This is a genomic window from Xanthobacter sp. DMC47, from assembly GCF_056313845.1.
The window spans coordinates 1,666,941-1,687,924 of sequence record NZ_JBQUZM010000004.1; the positions used below are offsets into that span (position 1 = coordinate 1,666,941).

The following is a 20,984-nucleotide window of genomic DNA, read 5'->3' on the forward strand; positions in this document are numbered from 1 at the left end:
CCTGTAGCCCATTCCGGGCGGGGCTGAAACGGTCAGGCGCCGAGCCGCCGCAGGGCTTTTCCGGCGAGCACGTCCGTTTCGATGTCCTCCAGCTCCTTCTGCCGGGTCTCCGGCACGTAGGCGAGGGAGATGAAGAGGGAGGCGACGCACACCACGAGGAAGATGCCGATGGTGGCGGCAAGGCCGATGCCCTCCACCACCGAGAGGAAGCTCGCCGCCACGATGGCGTTGAACAGCCAGCTCGTCGCCGAGGCGGCGGCGATGCCCCGCTCGCGGATGGCCGAGGGGAACAGCTCGGACATCAGCACATAGGGCAGCGGCCCGAGGCTCAGCGCGAAGGCGACGATGTAGGCGCACAGCCCGGCGAGCGCCACATAGGGCCAGTCCGCCAGCGCCGCGACGATCACCACGGCCAGGCTCACCGCCATGGCCGCCGAGCCGGCGATGAGCAGCGGACGGCGACCAAGGCGGTCCACCAGCATCATCGCCGCCAGCGTCGCCAGCACGTTCACGAGGCCAAGGCCGAAGGTGGCGGCCAGCGCGGCGACGCCAGCCGGGAAGCCGAGTTCGGTGAAGATGTGCGGGGCGTAATAGAGGATGCCGTCGATGCCGGAGAAGTTCTGCAGCACGAACAGCACGCTGCACAGCACCAGCACCGCCTTGGTGCTGCCGGTGCCGAGCACGGCCCGCCAGTCGCCGGCCGGCACCGCGCCTTCCGCATCGGCGGACGAGATCTCGCCGGCAAGGCCCAGCCGCACCGCCGCTGCCTCCCCCTCCGCGATGCGGCCGCGGGAGAGCAGCCAGCGCGGGCTTTCCGGCAGCAGCAGCACCGCGCACGCGCAGGCCACCGCGATCAGCGCGCCGCCGCCCAGCATCTGATCCCACGCGGCGCGGCCAGTGAGCGCGAGAGGCACCGCATAGCCCAGCAGGATGCCGATGGTGACGGCCAGCTGGAACAGGGACACCACCGCGCCGCGATGGCGGGCGGGCGTCACCTCCGCCGCATACATGGGCACCACCATGGAGGAGAGCCCGACCCCGAGGCCGATGAGGATGCGCGCCACCACCAGCATCCCCACCCCCGGCGCCATCGCCTGCCCGAGCGGCACCAGCGCGTAACCCGCACAGGCCAAAGCCGCGGCGAGCAGGCAGGAGGGGCGACGGCCGATGCGCTGGGAGATGGGGGCGGCGAGCACCGCGCCCACGAAGCAGCCCGCCAGCAGCGAGGTCACCATCATCTCGGTGGCGCGCGTGGAGAGGGCGAACGCTTCGGAAATGGTGCCGACCACGCCGGCGATGGACGCCGTGCTGAAGCCGAACAGCATGCCGTTGAGGAGCACGAGGCCCGCCGTGAGGAAGAGGGTCGTCATTTCATCCGACGGGTAGCTGGGTAGAGCACGCTTCAGGGCAGCGCGCCGGGGCTTGTATGCAGGGCTTGTAAGCGTGACCTTCGGTGGAGCATAAGTACAAAAAACGAGCGGCGATAGGCCCGGCATCTTGCCGGAGCGGCCGCAAGGGAGGGCGCCCAGTGACCGTTTCCGTGGCAACCCACGAACACGCCAATCGCCTCGCCATCGAGGGCGGCGAACCGGTCCGCACCAAGCCCCTGCCGTGGGAACTGCCCGGCGCCCACTGGATCGGCGCGGAGGAGCTTGAGCTCGTCTCCCGCGTGGTGCGCGCCCAGAGCCCGTTCCGCTTCTACGGCCCCGACCTCCAGCACATGGTGGACACGCTGGAGAAGGAATGGTGCGCCGCCTTCGGCCACAAGCATGCGCTGGGCGTCTCTTCCGGCACCGCCGCGCTGACCATCGCCATGTCGGCCCTCGACATCGGCCCCGGCGACGAGGTGCTGGTGCCCGGCTATCTCTGGGTGAGCTGCGTCGCCGCCGTGGTGCGCGCCGGCGCCATCCCGAAGCTGGTGGACGTGGACGACTGCTTCACCCTCGATCCGGCGGATGTGGAGCGCAAGATCGGCCCCAACACCCGCGCCGCTTTGATGGTCCACATGAGCGGCGCGCCCGGCCGCGTCGCCGACGTCGCCCGCATCTGCCGAGAGCGCGGCATCGCCCTCATCGAGGATTGCGCGCAGACCGCCGGCGCCAGCCAGAACGGCAAGGCCGTGGGCACCTTCGGCGACATCGGCATCTTCTCCTTCCAGCTCAACAAGAACATGACCTCCGGCGACGGCGGCATGGTGGTGACGGAGCGGGACGACCTGTTCCGCCGCATCGTCGCCCTGCATGACCTCGGCTATCCGCGCAACGAGAAGGGCCGGCTCGACACCTCGGACGAGAGCTGCCAGCTCTGGGGCGTCGGCGCCCGCATGTCGGAGCTGACGGGCGCCATGTGCCTCGCCCAGATGCGCAAGCTGCCGCAGATCACCGGCAACATGCGCTCGTCCAAGTGGCGCATCCGCAATGCCCTCGCCGACATCCCCGGCCTCGGCTTCCGTACCGTGCCCGATCCCTCCGGCGACACCGGCCCGTTCATGCTGATGACCCTGAAGGACGAGGCGACCGCCCGCCGCTTCGTGGACGCCCTGCGCGCCGAGGGCATCGCCGGGCCGGCCGGCTCGCTCGCCTGCCTCGCCATGCGCGAGTGGGGGATGCACTGGTATTCCAACATCCCGAGCCTCGTGAACAAGCGATCGGACAGCCGCGACGGCTTCCCCTGGACGCACCCGTCCAACGCCTTCGGCCAGAGCTACAGCTACGCCGCTGGCGCCCTGCCGAACTGTGACGACCTGCACGCGCGCGGCGCGCTGCTCACCATCGCCTCCACGCTCACGCCCGAGGACGAGGACGACATCATCGCCGCCGTCCGCAAGGTGGCGCGCGTGGTGCTGGCCTGACGCCCGGACACCGGGCCTTCACGACACAGGGGCCGCGCCGCCGGGCTGTCCGGCGGACGGTAAAGCGCGAAGGGAAGCGCCATGATCTATCTGATCGCCGCCATCGCCGGCCTCGCCGGGGCGCTGTTCGGCTTCGACGAGGGCGTCATCGCGGGCGCGCTCGCGCCGCTGCGCCGGGACCTCGGCATCGATCCCGTTGCGGAAGGGATGATGACGGCGGCGGTGCCCTTCGGCGCCTTCATCGGTGCCATCGTCGGCGGGCGGCTCGCCGCCGCCGCGGGACGCCGCAAGCTGCTGCTGTGGTCCGCCATCCTGTTCATCGGCGGGGCGCTCCTGAGCGCGCTGGCGCACGGGCTGTGGACCCTGACCCTCGCCCGTCTCGTCATCGGCCTCGCGGTCGGCGTCGCCGCCATGATGGCGCCGCTCTACATCTCGGAGAGTGCGCCGGCCAAGGAGCGCGGCATGCTGGTCTCCATCTACCAGCTCGCCATCACGCTCGGCATCCTCGGCGCCTATGTGGTGGGCTACGCCTTCGACGAGAACTGGCGCTGGATGTTCGCCATGGGCGCTGTCCCGGCGGTGCTGCTGTTCGCCGGCATCTTCTCCCTGTCCGACACGCCCCGCTGGCTCGCCATGCGCGGCCGCAGCGCCGAGGCGAAGGCGGCGCTGGCCCGCATGCGCGAGAAGCCGGAGACCGACCCCACCGTCGCCGCCGAATATGAGGAGATCCGCGCCGCCGCGGCCGCCGACGAGGGCCGCAAGGCGACCTTCGCCGATCTCGTCTCCCCGCGCGTGCGCCCTGCGCTCATCGTCGCCATGGGCCTGTTCCTGCTGCAGCAGCTCTCCGGCATCAACGCGGTGATCTATTACGCGCCCACCGTGTTCGAGCTGTCGGGCTTCAGCTCCACCACCACCCAGATCCTCGCCACCGCCGGCATCGGCGTGGTCAACGTGCTGATGACGGTGGTGGGCATGATGCTCATCGACCGGCTCGGCCGGCGCCTGCTGCTGCTCATCGGCTTTGCGGGAACGGCGGTGTCGCTGGGCGCCATCGCCATCGCCGCCGCCACCGGCAGCCCGTCGCTGGGCGTGCTCGCCCTCGCCGGCCTCGTGCTCTACATCGCCTCCTTCGCCATCGCCATCGGCCCGCTGCCGTGGGTGATGATGTCCGAGGTGTTCCCGCTGGACTGCCGGGCGCTGGGCATGAGCATCGCCTCGCTGGTCAACTGGGGCTTCAACTTCATCGTGGTGTTCAGCTTCCCGGTGCTGGTGGCCGATTTTGGCCTGGCCGGGGTGTTCGGCCTCTATGCCGTGGTGTGCGTCGCCGGCCTTGCCTTCACCCAGTGGCTGGTGCCGGAGACCAACGGCGTGAGCCTGGAAGAGATCGAGCGCCACCTGAGGAGCGGGCGGCCCCTGCGCGAGCTCGGCCGCCTGCGCGCGGCCTGAGGAGACCCCATGAGCGAGACCCCTCCCGACGTCCCCCTCGATTTCGAGGCGCTCGTCGTCGCCCTCCTGCCGCTTGGTCCCTACCACGCGGCGCTGGAACCGATGGTGGGCGACCTCGCCCGCATCGCGGCACTAAACACCCAGCTCAACGCCGCCTTCCGCCGCATCGCCGGACGTGCCGGCTTCCCCGGGGGCGACGTGCGTCGCGAGCACCTCGCCGAGGATGGGGAGGCGGTGGCCACCTTCTTTGAATATGTGCATTTCGCCTCGCCCAGCTTCCTGGGCTCGGTGGGGGAATGGCCGCTGGTCGGCGGGCGGCCGCTGGCCGGAAAGGCTTCGGGAGACGCGCATGGCTAAGGCATCGCACTGCGACGTGATCGTCGTCGGCACCGGCGCCGGCGGCGGCATGCTGGCCTATGAGCTGGCGAAGGCGGGCCTCAACGTGGTCTCGCTGGAACAGGGCGGGCGCCTCGCCGACGACCATTTCAAGCGCGTGGACCCGCCGGGCACCCAGCTCGATTTCGGCATCCGCTCCAACACGGTGTGGCCGGCGGAGCCGCACGACAGCCTGTTCGTCCATCCCCTGTTCGAGAAGGGCGCGGACGGCTCCACCGGCTGGCCGGACAACAACTTCCACCACTACCAGATCCTCGCCGTCAACGGCCTGCAGAACCTCTGGAACGGGGTGAGCGTGCGCTTCTCCGCGCGCGATTTCCGGGACTGGCCGATCTCCTATTCGGACCTCGCCCCCCATTACGAGGCGGTGGAGCGGCGCATCGTCGTCTGCGGCACCGAGGAGCAACTGGAGGAGCTGCCGGACGGCGTTTATGTGCCGCCCAAGCCGCTGCGCCCCGCCGACGTGATGATCGTCGATGCGGTGAACGCGATGGACGAGCCCTATTCGCACGCCATCCCCAACCGCAAGGCCATCGACACCCGGCCGGACAGCCCCAACGCCTGCGTCTCCACCGGCATCTGCACCTCCGGCTGCCCCACCGGCGCGGTCTACAAATTCACCGCCCGGCTGCTGCCGGAGATCGAGAAGCTGCCGAACTACGAGCTGCGGCCCGGCGCCAAGGTTGTGCGGCTGCTGCGCGAGCCCGGCACCAAGCGGGTCATGGGCGTCGAATATCGCGACATGGCCACCGGCGAGGCGCGCGTCCTCACCGCCGATCATGTGGTGCTGGCGGCGGGCGCCATCGAGAGCCCGCGCATCCTGTTCAATTCCGCCGATGATGCCGCCCCCGAGGGCATGGGCAACACCACCGGCCAGCTCGGCCTGCGCCTGCAGGACAATCCCAAGGCCGTGCTCTCCACCTCGCTCTGGAAGCTGTGGGGCAAGGGCCGGGACTTCGACATCGGCTATGGCGACCTGCTCATCCTCATGTCGCGCGGCCGGCTGCCGGACGGGGAGGAATTCCCCTTCATCGGCCATGCCATCCACGGCGTGCCGGACGTGCCGCACTATCTCGCCGGCATGAAGCGCTTTCCGCCCTTCATGAAGGAGCGGCTCGCCCGCTTCATGTTCCATTCCTACGTGACGCTCGGCCTGTTCTGCGCCGGCGAGCCGACCCCCGCCAATAGGGTGCGGCCGGGCGCGACGCGCGACCGCTTCGGCGTGCGCCATGTGGCCGTGGACTTCTCCGCCACGCCGCGCGCGGAAGCCATGATGGAGGCCATGAACGGCTGGGGCCGTCAGGTGCTGCGCCACGCCGGGGCGACCTCCATCTATCCCTCGCGCGACAACACCGGCACCGGCATCCACTATGCCGGCACCACGGCGACCACCGCCGACCCCGAGCGGGGCGTGGTGGACGCGGACCTGAAGCTGCACGACCTCGACAACGTCTATGTCTGCGACGGCGGCGTCATTCCCGTGCTGCCGGACAAGCACCTGACCCTCACCATCATGGCGCTGGCCCACCGCCTCGCCGGCCATCTGGTGGAGAAGGCGCGCAGCGGCGCGACGGTCGAGGGGGAGCGCGCCCTCGCCTGAGGCTGAGAAAGGCGCGGTCAGACGCCGCGCGGGCTCAGCCGCGCGGCCTCACCCCTCCGGCACGGCCCCGGCCATGATGGCGCCGGCGAAACCGTTGATGCGGCCGAAGGCGGCGCGGGAGAGGTCTCCCGCCCGCATCACCGCCTCGTGGCAGGCGCCGGGGTCCTGATTGAGGTGCGCCACCAGCGCCGCCGCCAGCTCGCTCTGGCCGATGGCGAGGGTGCGCAGGCCCAGCAGCAGATTGTCGAGATCGGCCCGCGTGAGGGTGAGCCGCAGCGGCGCGTCCTCGGGCAGCCCTGTCCAGCGCGCAATGGCCTCGGGCGCAAGCTGCGCCGGCTCGCTGTGATCGGTCATGAAAATCCCCGTCTGAAATCGTCGGCCGGCCCGAAAAGGGCCGCTTCCGTCAGTCTACACTCTGGTCCTCCGGTGCCGAAACCGTGTCGCCCGCGTTGACGGGCATCAATGCCCCGCCGTCACCGGACCAATATTAAAATACCATTGGGCAGCCGCGCATGCGGCCCGACGGAAAGGCAGGAACGCCATGGCCGATACCCTCACCGATCCCCTCTCCCCCGCCGCCTACGTGGAACGCCAGCGCCCCGGCCGCGCCAAGATGAAGGCGGCCGTCTTCGTCGAGAAGAACCGCATCGTGCTGGATGAGAAGCCCATCCCCGATGTCGGCCCGCTGGACGCCCTGATCCGCATCACCACCACCACCATCTGCGGCACCGACGTGCACATCCTCAAGGGTGAGTATCCGGTGCAGAAGGGCCTCACCATCGGCCACGAGCCGGTGGGCATCATCGAGAAGCTGGGCTCTGCGGTGGAGGGCTTTAGCGAAGGTCAGCGCGTCATCGCCGGCGCCATCACGCCGTCCGGCTATTCCAACGCCTGCCTGTGTGGTCAGTGCTCGCAGGACGGCCCGCGCACGAAGCACGGCTTCAAGGCCATGGGCGGCTGGCGCTTCGGCAACACCATCGACGGCGCGCAGGCGGAATATCTCGTGGTGCCCGACGCCATGACCAATCTGTCCCCCGTGCCGGAGACGCTTTCCGACGAACAGGTCCTCATGTGCCCGGACATCATGTCCACCGGCTTTGCCGGCGCCGAGAGCGGGAAGGTGAAGATCGGCGACACGGTGGCGGTGTTCGCGCAGGGGCCCATCGGCCTGTGCGCCACGGCGGGCGCCAAGCTCATGGGCGCAACGCGCATCATCGCGGTGGATCGGGTGGCCGCGCGGCTGGAGATGTCCCGCGCCATGGGTGCCGATCTCGTGGTGGACTTCTCCAAGGTGGATCCGGTGGAGGAAATCCTGCGCCTCACCGACGGGCGCGGCGTGGATGTCGCCATCGAGGCGCTCGGCCGGCAGGAGACGTTCGAGGCGGCGCTGCGCGTGCTGCGGCCCGGCGGCACGCTCTCCTCCCTCGGCGTCTATTCGGGCGACCTCAGGATCCCGCTCGACGCCTTCGCGGCGGGGCTCGGTGACAACGCCATCATCACCTCGCTCTGCCCGGGCGGGAAGGAGCGCATGCGGCGGCTGATGGACGTGGTCGCCTCCGGCCGGGTGGACGCCCGCGCCCTCGTCACCCACCGCTTCAAGCTGGATGAGATCGAGGCCGCCTACGACCTCTTCGCCAACCAGCGCGACGGCGTTCTCAAGGTGGCCATCACGCCGTAGGGGGCGGTCTCCCTTCTCCCCTCGCGGGAGAAGGTGCCCTCAGCCGACCGTCATCGCCCGGCTCGTCCGGGCGATCCACGGATGGGCCGGGACGGATCTTGGGAGATCGCGCAGGCGGCCGGGTGGATCGCCCGGACGAGCCGGGCGATGACAAGCCAACGGGGCAGGAGAGGAAGACCATAGTCGGGATATAAGTGGCGGCCCATTCGCTCGAACTGGCCCCTCTGCGAGGCGATCATGACGGCACCGCAACCGCCCCAGAAGACCGCCGGCGACCATGTGGTCGCCGATCAGGGCGCCGTGTTCGCCCTCCTCGCCGATCCCGCGACCCATGGGCTGGCGGAGGAAATCGTCCGCATCGACACCCACGGCGCCGCCGTCTTCCTCGCGGGGCCGTTCGCCTACAAGGTGAAGCGGGCGGTCTTCTTCCCCTTCATGGATTTCTCCACGCTGGAGAAGCGCCGCGCCGCCTGCGGCGCCGAGGTGGAGATATCCGGCGCGGGGGCACCCGGCCTCTATCTCGACGTGGTGCCCATCGTGCGCACCGCCCATGGCCTCGCACTCGGCGGGGATGGCGAGGCGGCGGACTATGCGGTGAAGATGCGCCGCTTCGACACCGACCTCACCCTCGACCGCATCGCCGAACGGGGCGATCTCACGCCCGATCTGGTCAAGGCCGTGGCGGCCATGGTGGGGTGCGCCCACGCCGCCGCGCCCGTGCGCCGGGGCTTCGACACGGCCGGCGCGCTCTCCACCTATCTCGAAGACAACATCGCCGAATTCTCCGCCCGGCCGGACCTCTTCCCGGCCGAAGAAGTGGCCGCACTCGCGGAAACGTCCCGCGCGGCGCTGGCGCGGGTGCGGCCGCTGCTGGCGGCGCGTGCGCAGGCCGGCTTCGTCCGCCGCTGCCATGGCGACATGCACCTGCGCAACATCGTGCTCCTCGACGGCAGGCCGGTGCTGTTCGACGCCATCGAGTTCAACGACGCCATCGCCACCTGCGATGTCCTTTACGACCTCGCCTTCCTGCTCATGGACCTCTGGCAGCGCGGCCTGCGGGATGAGGCCAACGCCATCTTCAACCGCTACCTCTGGGCCAGCGACGACGCCCACATCGAAGGCCTCGCCGCCCTCCCCCTCTTCCTCAGCCTGCGCGCGGGCATCCGGGCGAAGGTGGAGGCGGCGGGGCTTGCGCATCTCAAGGGAGACGAGCGGACGGAGGCGGAGGGGCGGGTCGCCCATTTCTTCCGGGAGACGCTGGCCCTCCTCGGCGGCACGCGGCCCAAACAGTCTCAGTTCGGCAATGTGATCCAGCGGGTGGCTGATCCCTCCGCTCCCCTGCTTTGGGCCGTGGGGGGTCTGTCAGGCAGCGGCAAGAGTAGCTGGGCGGCGAGGATGGCGGCGGGCCTCGGCACGCGGGCGCCCGGCGCGGTCATCGTGCGGTCAGATATCGAGCGCAAGCGCCTGTTCAAGGTGGCGGAAACGGAAAAGCTGCCTCCGGAAGCCTATGCGGCCGAAGTGAGCCCGCGCGTCTATGAGCGGCTGCGGACTCTGGCGCGGCGGGTGCTCGCCAGCGGATATTCGGTCATCGTGGATGCGGTTCATGCGCGCCCGGAGGAGCGGGACGCCATCGAACAGGTGGCAAGGGATACGGGCGTGCCCTTCGCCGGCATCTGGCTCGACGTACCGGCGGAAGAACTGGTGCGGCGGGTGACCGCCCGCACGGGCGATGCGTCAGACGCGGATGCGAGCGTTGTGCGCCAGCAGCTCGGCTATGACCTTGGCAAGATCCGCTGGATAAGAAGCGGACGCGCCCTCAGCACTTCCCCTGCGGCTCAGGCTTCGGATTGACGCCGGAGACCGTATCGGGCTGGCGGGTGGGAGATGCCGGCGTGCCGGCGTGGGGCGTGAGGCCGGTATAGGAGCCGCCGGTGCCGCCGCTCCAGGCGGTGGAGCCTTCGCTGCCGGGCTTGGTGCCGGAATCCGGCCCGTGCGCGGGGGGCGTCGCGGCGGTGTGGGGCGGCTCCTCACAGGCGCCGGTCTGCGCCGCGGGCGCGGCGGTCTGTGCCGAGGCCGGGGCGGGGACGCCGGAGGCCAGAAGAAACATGATGCCACCGACGATGGCCGTGGCGCAGATGCGCGCCGTGCGGGGGGACGGCAGCACGACGGGAGACGGGCGCCGGGGCGCCGCCACAAAGGCGTTCAAGGCGTCGGAATAGGGCATGTCCGTTCTCCTTCCGCCGGGAGAACGACCTGCCACGCCGCATGGTTCCTCGATTCCTGCGCCGGCTTCCCGTCGCGGCTCCGCTTGTCGCCTCAGTCGGCGATGCGCACCCGCCCCGGACCAGCCTCCACGCGGCCGATACGCGCCGCCGCCGGATAGCCCGCCGCGCGGATGTCGGCGAGAAGCCGGTCGGCCTCTTCCCGCGCGCACGCCACCAGCAGGCCGCCAGAGGTCTGCGGATCGGTAAACAGATGGCGCTGCCAGTCGGGCGTGCCTTCGGGCAGATCCACATCGGCGCCGTAGCTCGCCCAATTGCGATGCGAGGCGCCGGTGACGAAGCCCTGCTGCACCAGCGCCTCCGCCTCCGAGAGCCAGGGCAGCGCGGCGCGCTCGATCACCAGCGTGGCGCCCGAGCCGCGCGCCATCTCCAGCCCGTGACCGAGGATGCCGAAGCCTGTCACGTCGGTCATGGCGCTCACTGCCTCTTCCTTGCCGAGGGTCGCGCCGACGCGGTTCAGCTTCGTCACGGAGGCGATCATCTCGTCATAGGCGACGGCGGAGAGCGCCTCCTTCTTGAAGGCGGCGGAGTAGACGCCGACACCCAGCGCCTTGGTGAGGATGAGCGCATCGCCCACGCGCGCCGTGGAATTGCGGCGCAACCGCGCCTTGGGCGCCCGGCCGATGACGGCGAGGCCATAGACCGGCTCCGGGCAATCGATGGAATGGCCGCCGGCCACCGGAATGCCGGCCTCGGCGCAGATGGCCTGCCCGCCGGCGAGGATGGCGCGCACGGTTGCGGTGTCGATCTTGCCCAGCGGCATGCCGAGGATGGCAAGGGCCATCAGCGGCTCGCCGCCCATGGCGTAGACATCCGAGATGGCGTTGGTGGCGGCGATGCGGCCGAAATGGTCGGGGTCGTCCACCATGGGCATGAAGAAGTCGGTGGTGGCGATGATGGCGGTCTCGCCGTCGAGATCGTAGGCCGCCGCGTCGTCCCCCGTCTCGGTGCCCACCAGCAGCCGCTCGAACGGCCCGCCCGGCGCCTGCCCCGCCAGCAGCTCCTGCAGCACGGACGGCGCGAGCTTGCAGCCGCAGCCGCCGCCATGGGCGAGGCTGGTGAGGCGCACCGGCGCGGGCTGGGCGGGAGAAGCGTGGGGCACGTCGAGCATGGGATGGGTTCCCGAAAGGAGGTCGGCCGCGGGGCCGGAAACAATGTCCCCGCCGGGCGACGCTGAGCGCCGCCACGGCGAGGACCACGCCCTGACCGGCGTCTGGGTCACACCGCGATTTCAGCGGCGCGAATGGTGTATTTGAAATTGTCCGGGTCGAGGCAGTCGAGGAGGCCGCCGGCGCTGACGGCCTGCGGATACATCAGGAAGCCGAGGTGCGGCCCGTCGAAGCCGGGCAGCGCCACGTCGTGCGCCGTGTTGTAGGCGAACCAGTTGCCCTCCCACGATCCGAACAGCGCCTTGCGCGCGGCGACCACCTTGGGATCGTCGATGGCGAGCTTGCCCGGGGGCTCCTCCAGCACCACCTTGCGCACGTCGGCGGGGTCCATGGGGGTCCAGCCGAACTCGGAGAGGAACACCTCGGCCCGGCAGTGCTGCGCCTTGGTGACGATCTCGGAATTGGCGCCGAGGCTCTTGTAGCCGAAGCGCGAGGGCACCACGCGCAGGCCGTAGACATCGCGCGCCGGGATGCCCTGCGCCCGCACGAGGCCGACGAACAATGCGTTGAGATCGGCGCACTTGCCGCCGAGATCGCCGCTCTTCAGCAGCGCCGCGATATCGCCGATGCCGCAGCCGCGGGTGGCGGGGTTGCGATAGGTGTTCTCGACGATCCACTGGAAGATCGCGCCCACCTTGTCCAGCTCGGTGGCCTTGCCGGCGACGATCTTGTCGGACGTCGCCTTCACGATGCCGTCGGTGGGGATGAGGTCGGTGGCCTCGGTGTTGCGGCGACGATCATCGGCGGAAAGCGGGGTGGGCTTGCCGGGCTTCGTCAGGTCCACGGCGAAGTCGCGGGTGGTGGCGCGGCTGATGAGCTCCACCTTCGGCGCCGGTTCGCCCTCGGCCCAGGCGACATGCAGCATGTCGGCGCCGGACCGGGCGTCGCGCACGATCTTGGCGCTCTTGGCGTTGGTGGTCCAGCTGTTCTCGCCGGGCTTGAACCAGTCCGGATTGGAGAAGGAGGCCACCGGCAGCCAGGCCTGCACCGTGCCGGCCGGCTTCAGGATCTCCACCGTGGTGGTGATCTGGAAGCTGCGCCAGTTGCCCACCGTGGGGGCGAACACGCGCGCCTCCGGGGCCGCCTGCGCGAAGGCCACGCGGGGCAGGATGGCTGCAGCGCCGGCGAGCGCGCCGGCCTTCAGAAGATCGCGACGGGTGGTCATCGGGTCTGTTCTCCCTGGAACTCTTTCGGCTGGGTTCTTGTGGAGGCCCCCGCCGCGGCCGTGATCGCGGCGGGGGTTTCGGGATCGGCCCAGTCCACTTCGCCCTCCCGGGCGAGCGCGAGACGGCCGGAGATCACGACGAAGCTCGCCGGCAGGAGGCTGACGCCCCAGCCCCGCGCCGCTGCGCGGTTCTGGTCGAGCAGGACCGGGCCGGGCGCGGCGCCGGCGCTTCCCTCGGCGAAGAAGCGGCGGATGCGGTCGGCGGGCTCGGCCACGTCCACCAGCAGCACGCGCACGCCGCTCAAGCGGGCGAAATCGGCGAGGGCGGGAAGCTCGGTGCGGCAGGGCGCGCACCAGGTGGCGAAGAAATGCACGACGGTGGGCGGCGCGTCCGCGGCGAGGCTCACCACCCGGCCGTCGAGCGAATCGAGGGTGAGCGCGGGGGCGGGCGGCCAGCCCTCGACGGTCGCCAGCAGCCCCGGCGGGGCGCGCTCCTCCTCCGCCGCAGGTGCGGCGCACAGGGGGGTGGCCACCAGAACGAGGGCGAGCGCCAGCGCCCCGCGCGCCGGGCGTGGCACGACGGACCCGAGGCGCCGCAGGCGATGCAGCGGCGCGGGAAGTCCTGTACCCGGATGGATAGATTGTGCGCCCCGTCCCGCGGGAGCCGATCCGACCTTCACGCGGGCACTCTGCGTCAGGGTCACGAGCGCGGTCAACGCTCCTTTCCGTGATGTCCGCCACGCTTCGGCAGCGCACAATCAAGCTGAGCCGCAAAACCATATTCCGTTACGGAATAAGCGGTAGCATGGAAACGGCGCCTTCGGCATCGCAACATGCGACAACAAGGCGATTTTCGTTCAAACACGCGGAGTTGCGCGGGCCTAAATTGACATCATTCCAGTTCCAAAATACCGTCCGCTCACGCTGGGTGATCCAGCCCCCGGAGCGGCCCGAAGGCCGCCCGAAACCGTCCCCGGTCGGGGCACGAAAGGTCGGAGGTTTCCTTCGATGAACATGGAGCTCTCGCGGCGCCAGTTTTTGAAAACGGCGGGCGCGGGCGTGGCGGGAACGACGCTGGGCGCGTTGGGATTCGGTCCCATCGAGGAGGCCCTGGCCTCCACCATCAAGCCCTTCCGCCTCGTCAACACCACCGAGGTGCGCAACACCTGCACCTACTGCTCGGTGGCCTGCGGCATCCTCATCTTCTCCAAGGGCAATCTCGCCAAGGGCGAGAAGGCGGACATCACCCATATCGAGGGTGACACCGACCACCCCACCAACCGCGGCACGCTCTGCCCGAAGGGCGCGGCCCTGCTCGACATCGTGAAGTCCGAGCAGCGCCTCAAGCAGCCCATGATCCGGCGCGCGGGCTCCGACAAGTTCGAGAAGATTTCCTGGGACGAGGCGCTCGACAAGATCGCCAAGGCCATGAAGGCGGACCGCGACGCCAACTTCATCGCCAAGAACCAGGACGGCGTGACGGTGAACCGCTGGCTCACCACCGGCTTCCTCGCCGCCTCCGCCACCACCAATGAAACCGCGTTCGCCACCTACAAGGTGGTGCGCTCAACCGGAATTCTGACTTTCGACAATCAGGCGCGCGTCTGACACGGCCCCACGGTGTCCAGTTTGGGCCCAACTTTTGGCCGTGGCGCGATGACCAATTCGTGGACCGACATCAAGAACACGGATCTGGTCGTCATCATGGGCGGCAATGCCGCCGAAGCGCACCCGTGCGGATTTAAGTGGGTCACGGAGGCGAAGGCCACCCGTGGCGCCAAGCTCGTTGTCGTGGACCCGCGCTTCACGCGCTCGGCCGCGGTGGCGGACTATTACGCCCCGATCCGGCAAGGCACCGACATCGCCTTCCTGCTGGGCGTCATCAACTACCTGATCCAGAACGACAAGATTCAGTGGGACTATGTGAAGGCGTTCACCAACGTCGGCTACATCGTCAAGGAAGGCTTCGGGTACCAGGACGGCCTGTTCACGGGCTATGACGAGATGAAGCGGGACTACAACCGCTCCACCTGGGACTACGAGATCGGCCCGGACGGCTATGCGGTCGTGGACGACACGCTCCAGCATCCCCGCTGCGTCTTCAACCTTCTGAAGCAGCACGTCTCCGTCTACACGCCGGAGATGGTCGAACGCATCACTGGCACGCCCAAGGACAAGTTCCTGAAGGTGGCGTCCATGATGGCGGAGTGTTCGTCGCCCACCAAGACGATGACCTCCATGTACGCGCTCGGCTGGACCCAGCATTCCAAGGGCTCGCAGAACATCCGCTGCATGGCGATGATCCAGCTGCTCCTGGGCAATATCGGCGTGCGCGGCGGCGGCATGAACGCCCTGCGCGGGCATTCCAACATCCAGGGCCTCACCGACATCGGCCTGATGTCCAACCTGATCCCGGGCTATCTCACGATCCCGACGGAGAAGGAGCCGGACTTCAACGCCTATATGTCGACGCGCGGTTTCAAGCCGTTGCGTCCCAACCAGATGAGCTACTGGCAGAACTACAAGAAGTTCTTCGTGTCGTTCCAGAAGGCCATGTGGGGTGCGTCGGCGACGGCGGACAACAACTGGGCCTACGACTACCTGCCGAAGCTCGACGTGCCGTCTTACGACATCCTGCGCGCGTTCGAGATGATGAAGCAGGGGAAGATGAACATCTACTTCTGCCAGGGCTTCAACCCGCTGCAGGCCTTCCCCAACAAGGCCAAGCTCGCGGAAGCGCTCGGCAAGCTCAAGCTCCTCGTGATCATGGATCCGCTGGAGACCGAGACCGCGCGCTTCTGGGAGAACCACGGCGTCTACAACCAGGCCGATCCGTCGAAGATCCAGACGGAGGTCATCCAGTTGCCCACCACCTGCTTCGCCGAGGACAACGGCTCGCTGGTGAATTCGGGCCGCTGGCTGCAATGGCACTGGGCCGCCGGGACCCCTCCGGGCGAGGCCAAGACGGACATCTACATCATGGCGCAGCTCCATCTGCGCCTGAAGGAGATGTACAAGAAGGACGGCGGCGCGTTCCCCGATCCCATCGTCAACCTGACGTGGAACTACAAGGACCCGCACGAGCCCTCGCCCGAAGAGCTTGCGAAAGAGCTCAACGGCTACGTGGTTTCGGACGTGCTCGACCCCAACGACCCCACCAAGAAGGTCCTTGAGGCGGGCAAGCAGGTTCCGACGTTCGGCGTGCTGCGCGACGACGGCACCACCGCGGCGGGCTGCTGGATCTATTCCGGCTGCTACACCGAGGCGGGCAACATGATGGCGCGCCGGGACAATTCCGATCCGGACGACACCGGCGCCTACCTGAAGTGGTCGTTCGCCTGGCCGGCGAACCGCCGCATCATCTACAACCGCGCGTCCGCCAACATCGACGGCAAGCCGTGGGACGACACCCGCAAGCTGATCTGGTGGGACGGGGCCAAGTGGACGGGCTACGACGTGCCCGACATCGCCCCCACCGCCAAGCCGCAGGATGTGGGCCCGTTCATCATGAACCCGGAAGGCGTCTCCCGCCTGTTCACCCGGGGCATGATGCGGGACGGACCGTTCCCGGTGCATTACGAGCCGTTCGAGAGCCCGGTCGCCAACCTGATCGCCCCCAAGGTGCGGGGCAACCCGGTGGCGCGCGTGTTCAAGGACGACTTCGCCCAGTTCGCCGACGTGGCGTCGAAGGAGTTCCCCTATGCGGCGACCTCCTACCGGCTCACCGAGCACTTCCACTACTGGACGAAGAACAACCACGTGAATTCGGTGCTCCAGCCCGAGTTCTTCGTGGAAATCTCCGAGCAACTGGCGAAGGAGAAGTCGATCCAGAACGCCGGCTGGGTCCGCGTGTGGTCGAAGCGGGGCTCCGTCTTCGCCAAGGCCTACGTGACCAAGCGCATCCGTCCCCTGATGGTGGACGGCAAGCCCATCCACGTCGTCGGCATCCCCATCCACTGGGGCTTCGTCGGTGCCGCCAAGAAGGGCTTCCCGGCCAACGTGCTCACCCCGTTCGTGGGTGACGCGAACATCGAGACGCCGGAGTTCAAGGCGTTCCTCGTCAACATCGAGCCCTCCACCGGGCCGGTGGCGTAAGGAAAAGGAGAACCAGCCATGTTTCCTCCGATTCCGAACCCCACCACCGCCCCCGTGGCGCCCAAGCTGAGCGATGCGGACCTCGTCCGCCGCTCGGCCTCCGGTTCCCCCTCGCAGGTCGAGTTCAAGGAGCCGGTGGCCAAGCTCATCGACGTGTCGAAGTGCATCGGCTGCAAGGCCTGCCAGGCGGCGTGCCTCGAATGGAACGAGCTCCATGAGGAGATCGGCACCTTCAACGGCACCTACACCAACCCGCCGGACCTGACGCCCGCTTCGTTCACGCTCATGCGCTTCACCGAGTGGGTGAACCCCGAGACCGACAATCTCGAATGGCTCATCCGCAAGGACGGCTGCATGCATTGCGCCGATCCGGGCTGCCTGAAGGCCTGCCCGGCGCCCGGCGCCATCGTGCAGTATTCCAACGGCATCGTGGACTTCGACCACGCCAAGTGCATCGGCTGCGGCTATTGCGTGAAGGGCTGCCCCTTCAACATCCCGCGCATCTCGCAGGTCGATCACAAGGCCTACAAGTGCACGCTGTGCTCGGACCGCGTGGCGGTCGGCCAGGGTCCCGCCTGCCAGAAGGCGTGCCCCACCCAGGCCATCGTCTTCGGCACCAAGACGCAGATGAAGCAGTGGGCCGAGGGCCGCATCAAGGATCTGAAGTCCCGCGGCTACAAGAATGCGGGCCTCTACGATCCGCCCGGCGTGGGCGGCACGCACGTGATGTACGTGCTGCAGCACGCCGACAAGCCCTCGATCTATGCGGGCCTGCCGGACAATCCGCGCATCAGCCCCATCGTCGAGGCGTGGAAGGGCGTGACCAAGTATGTGGGCCTCGGCGTCATGGGCTTCGCCGCCCTCGCCGGCGCGCTGCATTACCTCGTCAACGGCGCCAACAAGGTGTCGCCGGAAGACGAGGCGAACGCCGAGAAGCTGGCGGCTGAGAAGCTGTCGTCCGGAGGCCGCTCATGAGCGCACCCTACGATCTGGAAAAAGGCGACGCGGTTCATCCGGGTCGCCCGGTGCAGGTGGACCGCTACACGGTGGGCGCCCGCATCAACCACTGGGTGACGGCCATCAGCCTGATCCTGCTGGCGATTTCCGGCCTCGCCCTGTTCCACCCCAGCCTCTATTTCCTCACCGGCCTGTTCGGCGGCGGGCAGATGACGCGCACCATCCATCCCTGGATCGGCGTCGTGCTCTTCTTCTCCTTCGCCGGCATGTTCCTGCGCTTCTGGAAGGCCAACCTCTGGAAGAGCGAAGACGGCACCTGGATGCGCCGCATCCGCGATGTCATCGCCGGCCATGAGGAAAAGCTGCCGGAGCTCGGCAAGTACAATGCCGGGCAGAAGATGGTGTTCTGGGGCATGAGCCTGCTCATCGCGGTGCTCATCACCTCGGGCGTGGTGATCTGGCAGGTCTATTTCGCCTCCTATACTACCATCGAGCAGCAGCGCATCGCGCTTCTGGTGCATGCGCTGGCGGCGGTGGCGATCATCTGCGTGTGGATCGTCCACGTATACGCTGCCATCTGGGTCAAGGGCACCATCAGCGCCATGACCCGTGGACAGGTGACGGGTGGCTGGGCGTGGCGGCACCACAGGAAGTGGTTCCGCGAGCTGGTCGGCTCCCGCAAGTCGGGCACCCGCGGGACTCCCGCGGAATAGGTCTTGGCTCTATAATGGCCTCCCGGCCGCCGCGTGCGACCGGGAGGTTCATGCCCGTCCACGTGACCCGTGAGGTTCGTGAGGTCCATCATGTCGCGTACCTTCGGCCCCGCGTCGGCGCCCATTCCCGATCCCTCCGTGCTGGAGGGCGTGACCGCCCCGACCTTCGCCTATCTGCCGGACCCCTCGACCCTGTTCGCGCGCCGCGCGGCGCGGTTCCGGCATCTGGCGCAGAACCATCCCCTGTCGCCCTATCTCACCTTCCTCGCCGGCCTCAGCGAGGCGCAGCACGCCGCCGTTGCCGCGACGCCCGCGCCCGAGCCGGTGGAGGCCGCCCAGGTCGAGCGCGCCCGCGCCAACGAGATGCCGCCCCTCGACCGCAGCCATTTCACCCCCGACGCCGCCTTCGACACGCTGTTCGAGCGGGCGCTGGCCGAGGCGACCAAGATCGAGCAGCCGGAAGCCGCCCGCACCGCGCTGGAGCGGGTGCGCATGGCCTCCGACGTGGCGCGCGGCGAGATGATCCGCAACGTGCTCGCCTCCTCCATCCCGGAGGAAGCGCTGGCCGAGCACCTCTATGTGGCGGCGGCGCTGGAAGCCCATTTCGCCCGCCTCGCGTCGGAGCTTGACGCCACAAGGCTCGTGCCGGTGGGCGATGGCGTATGCCCCACCTGCGGCGGGCCGCCGGTGGGCAGCCTCATCGTCAACTGGCCGACCTCCCATGGCGCCCGCTACTGCGCCTGCGCCTTGTGCGGCACGCTGTGGAATTTCGTGCGGGTGCGCTGCACCGCCTGCGGCTCCACGGCCGGCATCGGCTATCAGGAGGTGGAGGGCGGCAATGGCGCGGTGAAGGCCGAGACCTGCGACACCTGCCACGCCTATTCCAAGGTGTTCTATCTCGCGCAGGACGACGGCCTCGATCCCGTCGCCGACGACGTGGCGAGCCTCGCCCTCGACATCAAGCAGAAGGAAGGCCCCTACCGGCGCGCCGCCTTCAATCCCTTCCTCCTCGGCTATTGAGGCGCGGGATGACGAACGCCCCGGCGGCCCTCGCCCCCGCTCCGCCTATGCGCCTGCTCCCCTCCGTGGATCAGGTGCTGAAGGCCGAGGCCGCCCGCGCCGCGGTGGAGCGGCACGGCCGGCAGGCGGCGACGCAGGCGGTGCGCGACGCCCTCGACGAGCGCCGCGCCGCGCTCAAGGCCGGCGCGGGTGCGCCCGCGACGCCCGAGGAGATCGCCGCCGCCGCCCTCGCCCGGCTCGATGCCGCCGCCGCGCCCAGCCTGAAGCCGGTGTTCAACCTCACCGGCACGGTGCTGCACACCAATCTCGGCCGCGCCATCTTCGCGGAGGAGGCCATCGAGGCCGCCACCCGGGCCATGCGCAACGCCGTGTCGCTGGAATACGACCTCGACGGCGGCCGCCGCGGCGAGCGCGACGACCATGTGCGCGGCCTCATCTGCGAGCTGACCGGCGCCGAGGACGCGACGCTGGTGAACAACAACGCCGCCGCCGTCCTGATTGTGCTGAACACCCTGTCGCCGGGCAAGCCGGCTCTGGTCTCGCGCGGCGAGCTGATCGAGATCGGCGGCGCCTTCCGCATGCCGGAGATCATGCGCCGCGCCGGCGCGGAACTAGCCGAGGTGGGCACCACCAACCGCACCCACCCGCGCGACTATCGCGACGCCATCGCCCCCGAGACGGGGGTGATCCTGAAGGTCCACACCTCCAACTACCGCATCGAGGGCTTCACCGCCGAGGTGCCGCCCCGCGACCTCGCGGAGATCGCCCGCGCCGGCGGCGTGCCGCTGGTGAACGACCTCGGCTCCGGCACGCTCGCCGACCTCTCCCGCTACGGCCTCGTCCATGAGCCCACCGTGCGGGAGGCGCTGGCGGAGGGGGCGGACATCGTGACCTTCTCCGGCGACAAGCTGCTCGGCGGCCCGCAGGCCGGCTTCATCGTCGGGCGGCGCGATCTCATCGCCCGCATCAACAAGAACCCCATGAAGCGGGCGCTGCGGGTGGACAAGGTGCGCCTCGCCGCCATCGAGGCGACGCTGCGGCTCTACCGTGATCCGGACCGCCTCGCCTCCCGCCTTCCCACACTTCGCTACCTCACCCGCTCGCGCGATGATCTCGCCGCCCAAGCTGCCCGGCTGGTGCCGCACTTCGCGCGCACCCTCGGTGATCGCTTCACCGTGGAGAGCGTGCCCTGCCGCAGCCAGATCGGCTCCGGCGCGCTGCCGCTGGAGACGCTGGAGGGCGTGGGCCTTGCCATCCGCGCCCGCGACGGCAGCGGCGGGGCCATCGGCCGGCTCGCCGATGCGCTGCGCCGCCTGCCGGTTCCGGTCATCGGACGGATTGACGATCAGGCGCTGGTGCTGGATGTGAGATGCCTTGAGGACGAAGCGGCGCTTGTCGCGTCCGTGACCGCTTTGGAGGGGGCACATGAGCTGGCTTGACCGACTGAAGGGCAAGGGCGGGGGACCGGACGAACCGGAAGGCCCGACCGACGCGCCGCAGGATCGCCCGGTTCAGGATCGCACGCCGCCCCGCCCCCCGCACGCCCATCCGCCCATGCCCCGGCTGCAACGGGCCAGCGAGCGCCGCCCGGCAAGCGAGGCCGAGGTGGACC

General features: G+C 69.1%; 17 protein-coding genes. 11 read left to right on the top strand and 6 right to left on the bottom strand.

Features of this window, described 5'->3' with window-relative positions; genetic code table 11:
• Positions 1 to 32: 32 nt before the first annotated feature.
• A complete protein-coding gene (locus tag ACT54R_RS19605; RefSeq protein WP_476328971.1) occupies positions 33 to 1,496 on the bottom strand; it encodes a sugar porter family MFS transporter in 1,464 nt (487 codons plus the stop codon).
• A 32-nt stretch (positions 1,497 to 1,528) separates the two neighbouring features.
• Between ACT54R_RS19605 and ACT54R_RS19610 the strand changes: the two genes are divergently transcribed.
• The 4 genes from ACT54R_RS19610 to ACT54R_RS19625 all read left to right on the top strand — a co-directional run bounded on the left by ACT54R_RS19610 (position 1,529) and on the right by ACT54R_RS19625 (position 6,293).
• The gene (locus ACT54R_RS19610) at positions 1,529 to 2,851 is read left to right on the top strand and encodes a DegT/DnrJ/EryC1/StrS family aminotransferase (RefSeq protein WP_476328973.1); all 1,323 of its coding nucleotides are present in this window, start codon (positions 1,529 to 1,531) and stop codon (positions 2,849 to 2,851) included.
• Positions 2,852 to 2,932: 81 nt separating this feature from the next.
• Positions 2,933 to 4,297: a sugar porter family MFS transporter gene (locus ACT54R_RS19615; RefSeq protein ID WP_168462489.1), complete on the top strand. Its 1,365-nt coding sequence runs from the start codon at positions 2,933 to 2,935 to the stop codon at positions 4,295 to 4,297.
• 9 nt (positions 4,298 to 4,306) lie between these two features.
• Positions 4,307 to 4,654 carry a hypothetical protein gene (locus tag ACT54R_RS19620; protein WP_476328975.1) on the top strand — a complete coding sequence of 116 codons (348 nt, stop codon included), beginning with the start codon at positions 4,307 to 4,309 and terminating at the stop codon, positions 4,652 to 4,654.
• A complete protein-coding gene (locus ACT54R_RS19625) occupies positions 4,647 to 6,293 on the top strand; it encodes a GMC oxidoreductase (protein WP_476328977.1) in 1,647 nt (548 codons plus the stop codon). The genes ACT54R_RS19620 and ACT54R_RS19625 overlap by 8 nt, the downstream gene beginning before the upstream one ends.
• Positions 6,294 to 6,341: 48 nt before the next feature.
• Here the strand turns inward: ACT54R_RS19625 and ACT54R_RS19630 are convergent, their stop codons facing one another.
• Entirely contained in the window at positions 6,342 to 6,647 is a 306-nt protein-coding gene (locus ACT54R_RS19630) for a hypothetical protein (protein ID WP_476328979.1), read from the bottom strand.
• A gap of 259 nt (positions 6,648 to 6,906) precedes the next feature.
• On the opposite strand from ACT54R_RS19630, the gene ACT54R_RS19635 reads away from it, so the two are divergent.
• Together ACT54R_RS19635 and ACT54R_RS19640 are read left to right on the top strand one after the other, a co-directional pair.
• Positions 6,907 to 7,971 carry an NAD(P)-dependent alcohol dehydrogenase gene (locus ACT54R_RS19635; protein WP_476329239.1) on the top strand — a complete coding sequence of 355 codons (1,065 nt, stop codon included), beginning with the start codon at positions 6,907 to 6,909 and terminating at the stop codon, positions 7,969 to 7,971.
• A 237-nt stretch (positions 7,972 to 8,208) separates the two neighbouring features.
• Complete coding sequence (locus tag ACT54R_RS19640; protein WP_476328981.1) at positions 8,209 to 9,822, top strand: bifunctional aminoglycoside phosphotransferase/ATP-binding protein; 1,614 nt, start codon at positions 8,209 to 8,211, stop codon at positions 9,820 to 9,822.
• On the opposite strand, the gene ACT54R_RS19645 is transcribed toward ACT54R_RS19640, so the two are convergent.
• From ACT54R_RS19645 to ACT54R_RS19660, 4 genes are all read right to left on the bottom strand, one after another.
• Entirely contained in the window at positions 9,788 to 10,195 is a 408-nt protein-coding gene (locus ACT54R_RS19645) for a hypothetical protein (RefSeq protein WP_476328983.1), read from the bottom strand. The genes ACT54R_RS19640 and ACT54R_RS19645 overlap by 35 nt on opposite strands.
• Before the next feature lie 92 nt (positions 10,196 to 10,287).
• Positions 10,288 to 11,364 (bottom strand): selenide, water dikinase SelD, encoded by a 1,077-nt coding sequence (selD, locus tag ACT54R_RS19650; protein ID WP_476328985.1) that lies wholly within the window; start codon positions 11,362 to 11,364, stop codon positions 10,288 to 10,290.
• 107 nt (positions 11,365 to 11,471) lie between these two features.
• Positions 11,472 to 12,587 carry a transglutaminase-like domain-containing protein gene (locus ACT54R_RS19655; RefSeq protein WP_476328987.1) on the bottom strand — a complete coding sequence of 372 codons (1,116 nt, stop codon included), beginning with the start codon at positions 12,585 to 12,587 and terminating at the stop codon, positions 11,472 to 11,474.
• The gene (locus tag ACT54R_RS19660) at positions 12,584 to 13,303 is read right to left on the bottom strand and encodes a TlpA family protein disulfide reductase (protein ID WP_476328989.1); all 720 of its coding nucleotides are present in this window, start codon (positions 13,301 to 13,303) and stop codon (positions 12,584 to 12,586) included. The genes ACT54R_RS19655 and ACT54R_RS19660 overlap by 4 nt, the downstream gene beginning before the upstream one ends.
• A gap of 292 nt (positions 13,304 to 13,595) precedes the next feature.
• Between ACT54R_RS19660 and fdnG the strand changes: the two genes are divergently transcribed.
• The 5 genes from fdnG (at position 13,596) to selA (ending at position 20,811) form a co-directional block, all read left to right on the top strand.
• Positions 13,596 to 16,682 carry a formate dehydrogenase-N subunit alpha gene (gene fdnG / locus ACT54R_RS19665; protein ID WP_476328991.1) on the top strand — a complete coding sequence of 1,029 codons (3,087 nt, stop codon included), beginning with the start codon at positions 13,596 to 13,598 and terminating at the stop codon, positions 16,680 to 16,682.
• An 18-nt stretch (positions 16,683 to 16,700) separates the two neighbouring features.
• Positions 16,701 to 17,657 carry a formate dehydrogenase subunit beta gene (fdxH, locus tag ACT54R_RS19670; protein WP_476328993.1) on the top strand — a complete coding sequence of 319 codons (957 nt, stop codon included), beginning with the start codon at positions 16,701 to 16,703 and terminating at the stop codon, positions 17,655 to 17,657.
• Entirely contained in the window at positions 17,654 to 18,352 is a 699-nt protein-coding gene (locus ACT54R_RS19675; protein WP_168462478.1) for a formate dehydrogenase subunit gamma, read from the top strand. Before fdxH ends, ACT54R_RS19675 begins: the two co-directional genes overlap by 4 nt.
• Before the next feature lie 90 nt (positions 18,353 to 18,442).
• Entirely contained in the window at positions 18,443 to 19,372 is a 930-nt protein-coding gene (gene fdhE / locus ACT54R_RS19680) for a formate dehydrogenase accessory protein FdhE (protein WP_476328995.1), read from the top strand.
• 8 nt (positions 19,373 to 19,380) lie between these two features.
• Positions 19,381 to 20,811 carry an L-seryl-tRNA(Sec) selenium transferase gene (gene selA / locus ACT54R_RS19685; protein WP_476328997.1) on the top strand — a complete coding sequence of 477 codons (1,431 nt, stop codon included), beginning with the start codon at positions 19,381 to 19,383 and terminating at the stop codon, positions 20,809 to 20,811.
• Positions 20,812 to 20,984: the final 173 nt, after the last annotated feature.

Bases quoted from the DNA above. Each gene is read 5' to 3' on its own strand.
- ACT54R_RS19605 (WP_476328971.1), bottom strand. From the start codon at position 1,496: ATGCCGGGCCTATCGCCGCTCGTTTTTTGTACTTATGCTCCACCGAAG.
- ACT54R_RS19615 (WP_168462489.1), top strand. From the start codon at position 2,933: ATGATCTATCTGATCGCCGCCATCGCCGGCCTCGCCGGGGCGCTGTTC.
- ACT54R_RS19620 (WP_476328975.1), top strand. From the start codon at position 4,307: ATGAGCGAGACCCCTCCCGACGTCCCCCTCGATTTCGAGGCGCTCGTC.
- ACT54R_RS19625 (WP_476328977.1), top strand. From the start codon at position 4,647: ATGGCTAAGGCATCGCACTGCGACGTGATCGTCGTCGGCACCGGCGCC.
- ACT54R_RS19630 (WP_476328979.1), bottom strand. From the start codon at position 6,647: ATGACCGATCACAGCGAGCCGGCGCAGCTTGCGCCCGAGGCCATTGCG.
- ACT54R_RS19635 (WP_476329239.1), top strand. From the start codon at position 6,907: ATGAAGGCGGCCGTCTTCGTCGAGAAGAACCGCATCGTGCTGGATGAG.
- ACT54R_RS19640 (WP_476328981.1), top strand. From the start codon at position 8,209: ATGACGGCACCGCAACCGCCCCAGAAGACCGCCGGCGACCATGTGGTC.
- ACT54R_RS19645 (WP_476328983.1), bottom strand. From the start codon at position 10,195: ATGCCCTATTCCGACGCCTTGAACGCCTTTGTGGCGGCGCCCCGGCGC.
- selD (WP_476328985.1), bottom strand. From the start codon at position 11,364: ATGCTCGACGTGCCCCACGCTTCTCCCGCCCAGCCCGCGCCGGTGCGC.
- ACT54R_RS19655 (WP_476328987.1), bottom strand. From the start codon at position 12,587: ATGACCACCCGTCGCGATCTTCTGAAGGCCGGCGCGCTCGCCGGCGCT.
- fdxH (WP_476328993.1), top strand. From the start codon at position 16,701: ATGTTTCCTCCGATTCCGAACCCCACCACCGCCCCCGTGGCGCCCAAG.
- ACT54R_RS19675 (WP_168462478.1), top strand. From the start codon at position 17,654: ATGAGCGCACCCTACGATCTGGAAAAAGGCGACGCGGTTCATCCGGGT.
- fdhE (WP_476328995.1), top strand. From the start codon at position 18,443: ATGTCGCGTACCTTCGGCCCCGCGTCGGCGCCCATTCCCGATCCCTCC.
- selA (WP_476328997.1), top strand. From the start codon at position 19,381: ATGACGAACGCCCCGGCGGCCCTCGCCCCCGCTCCGCCTATGCGCCTG.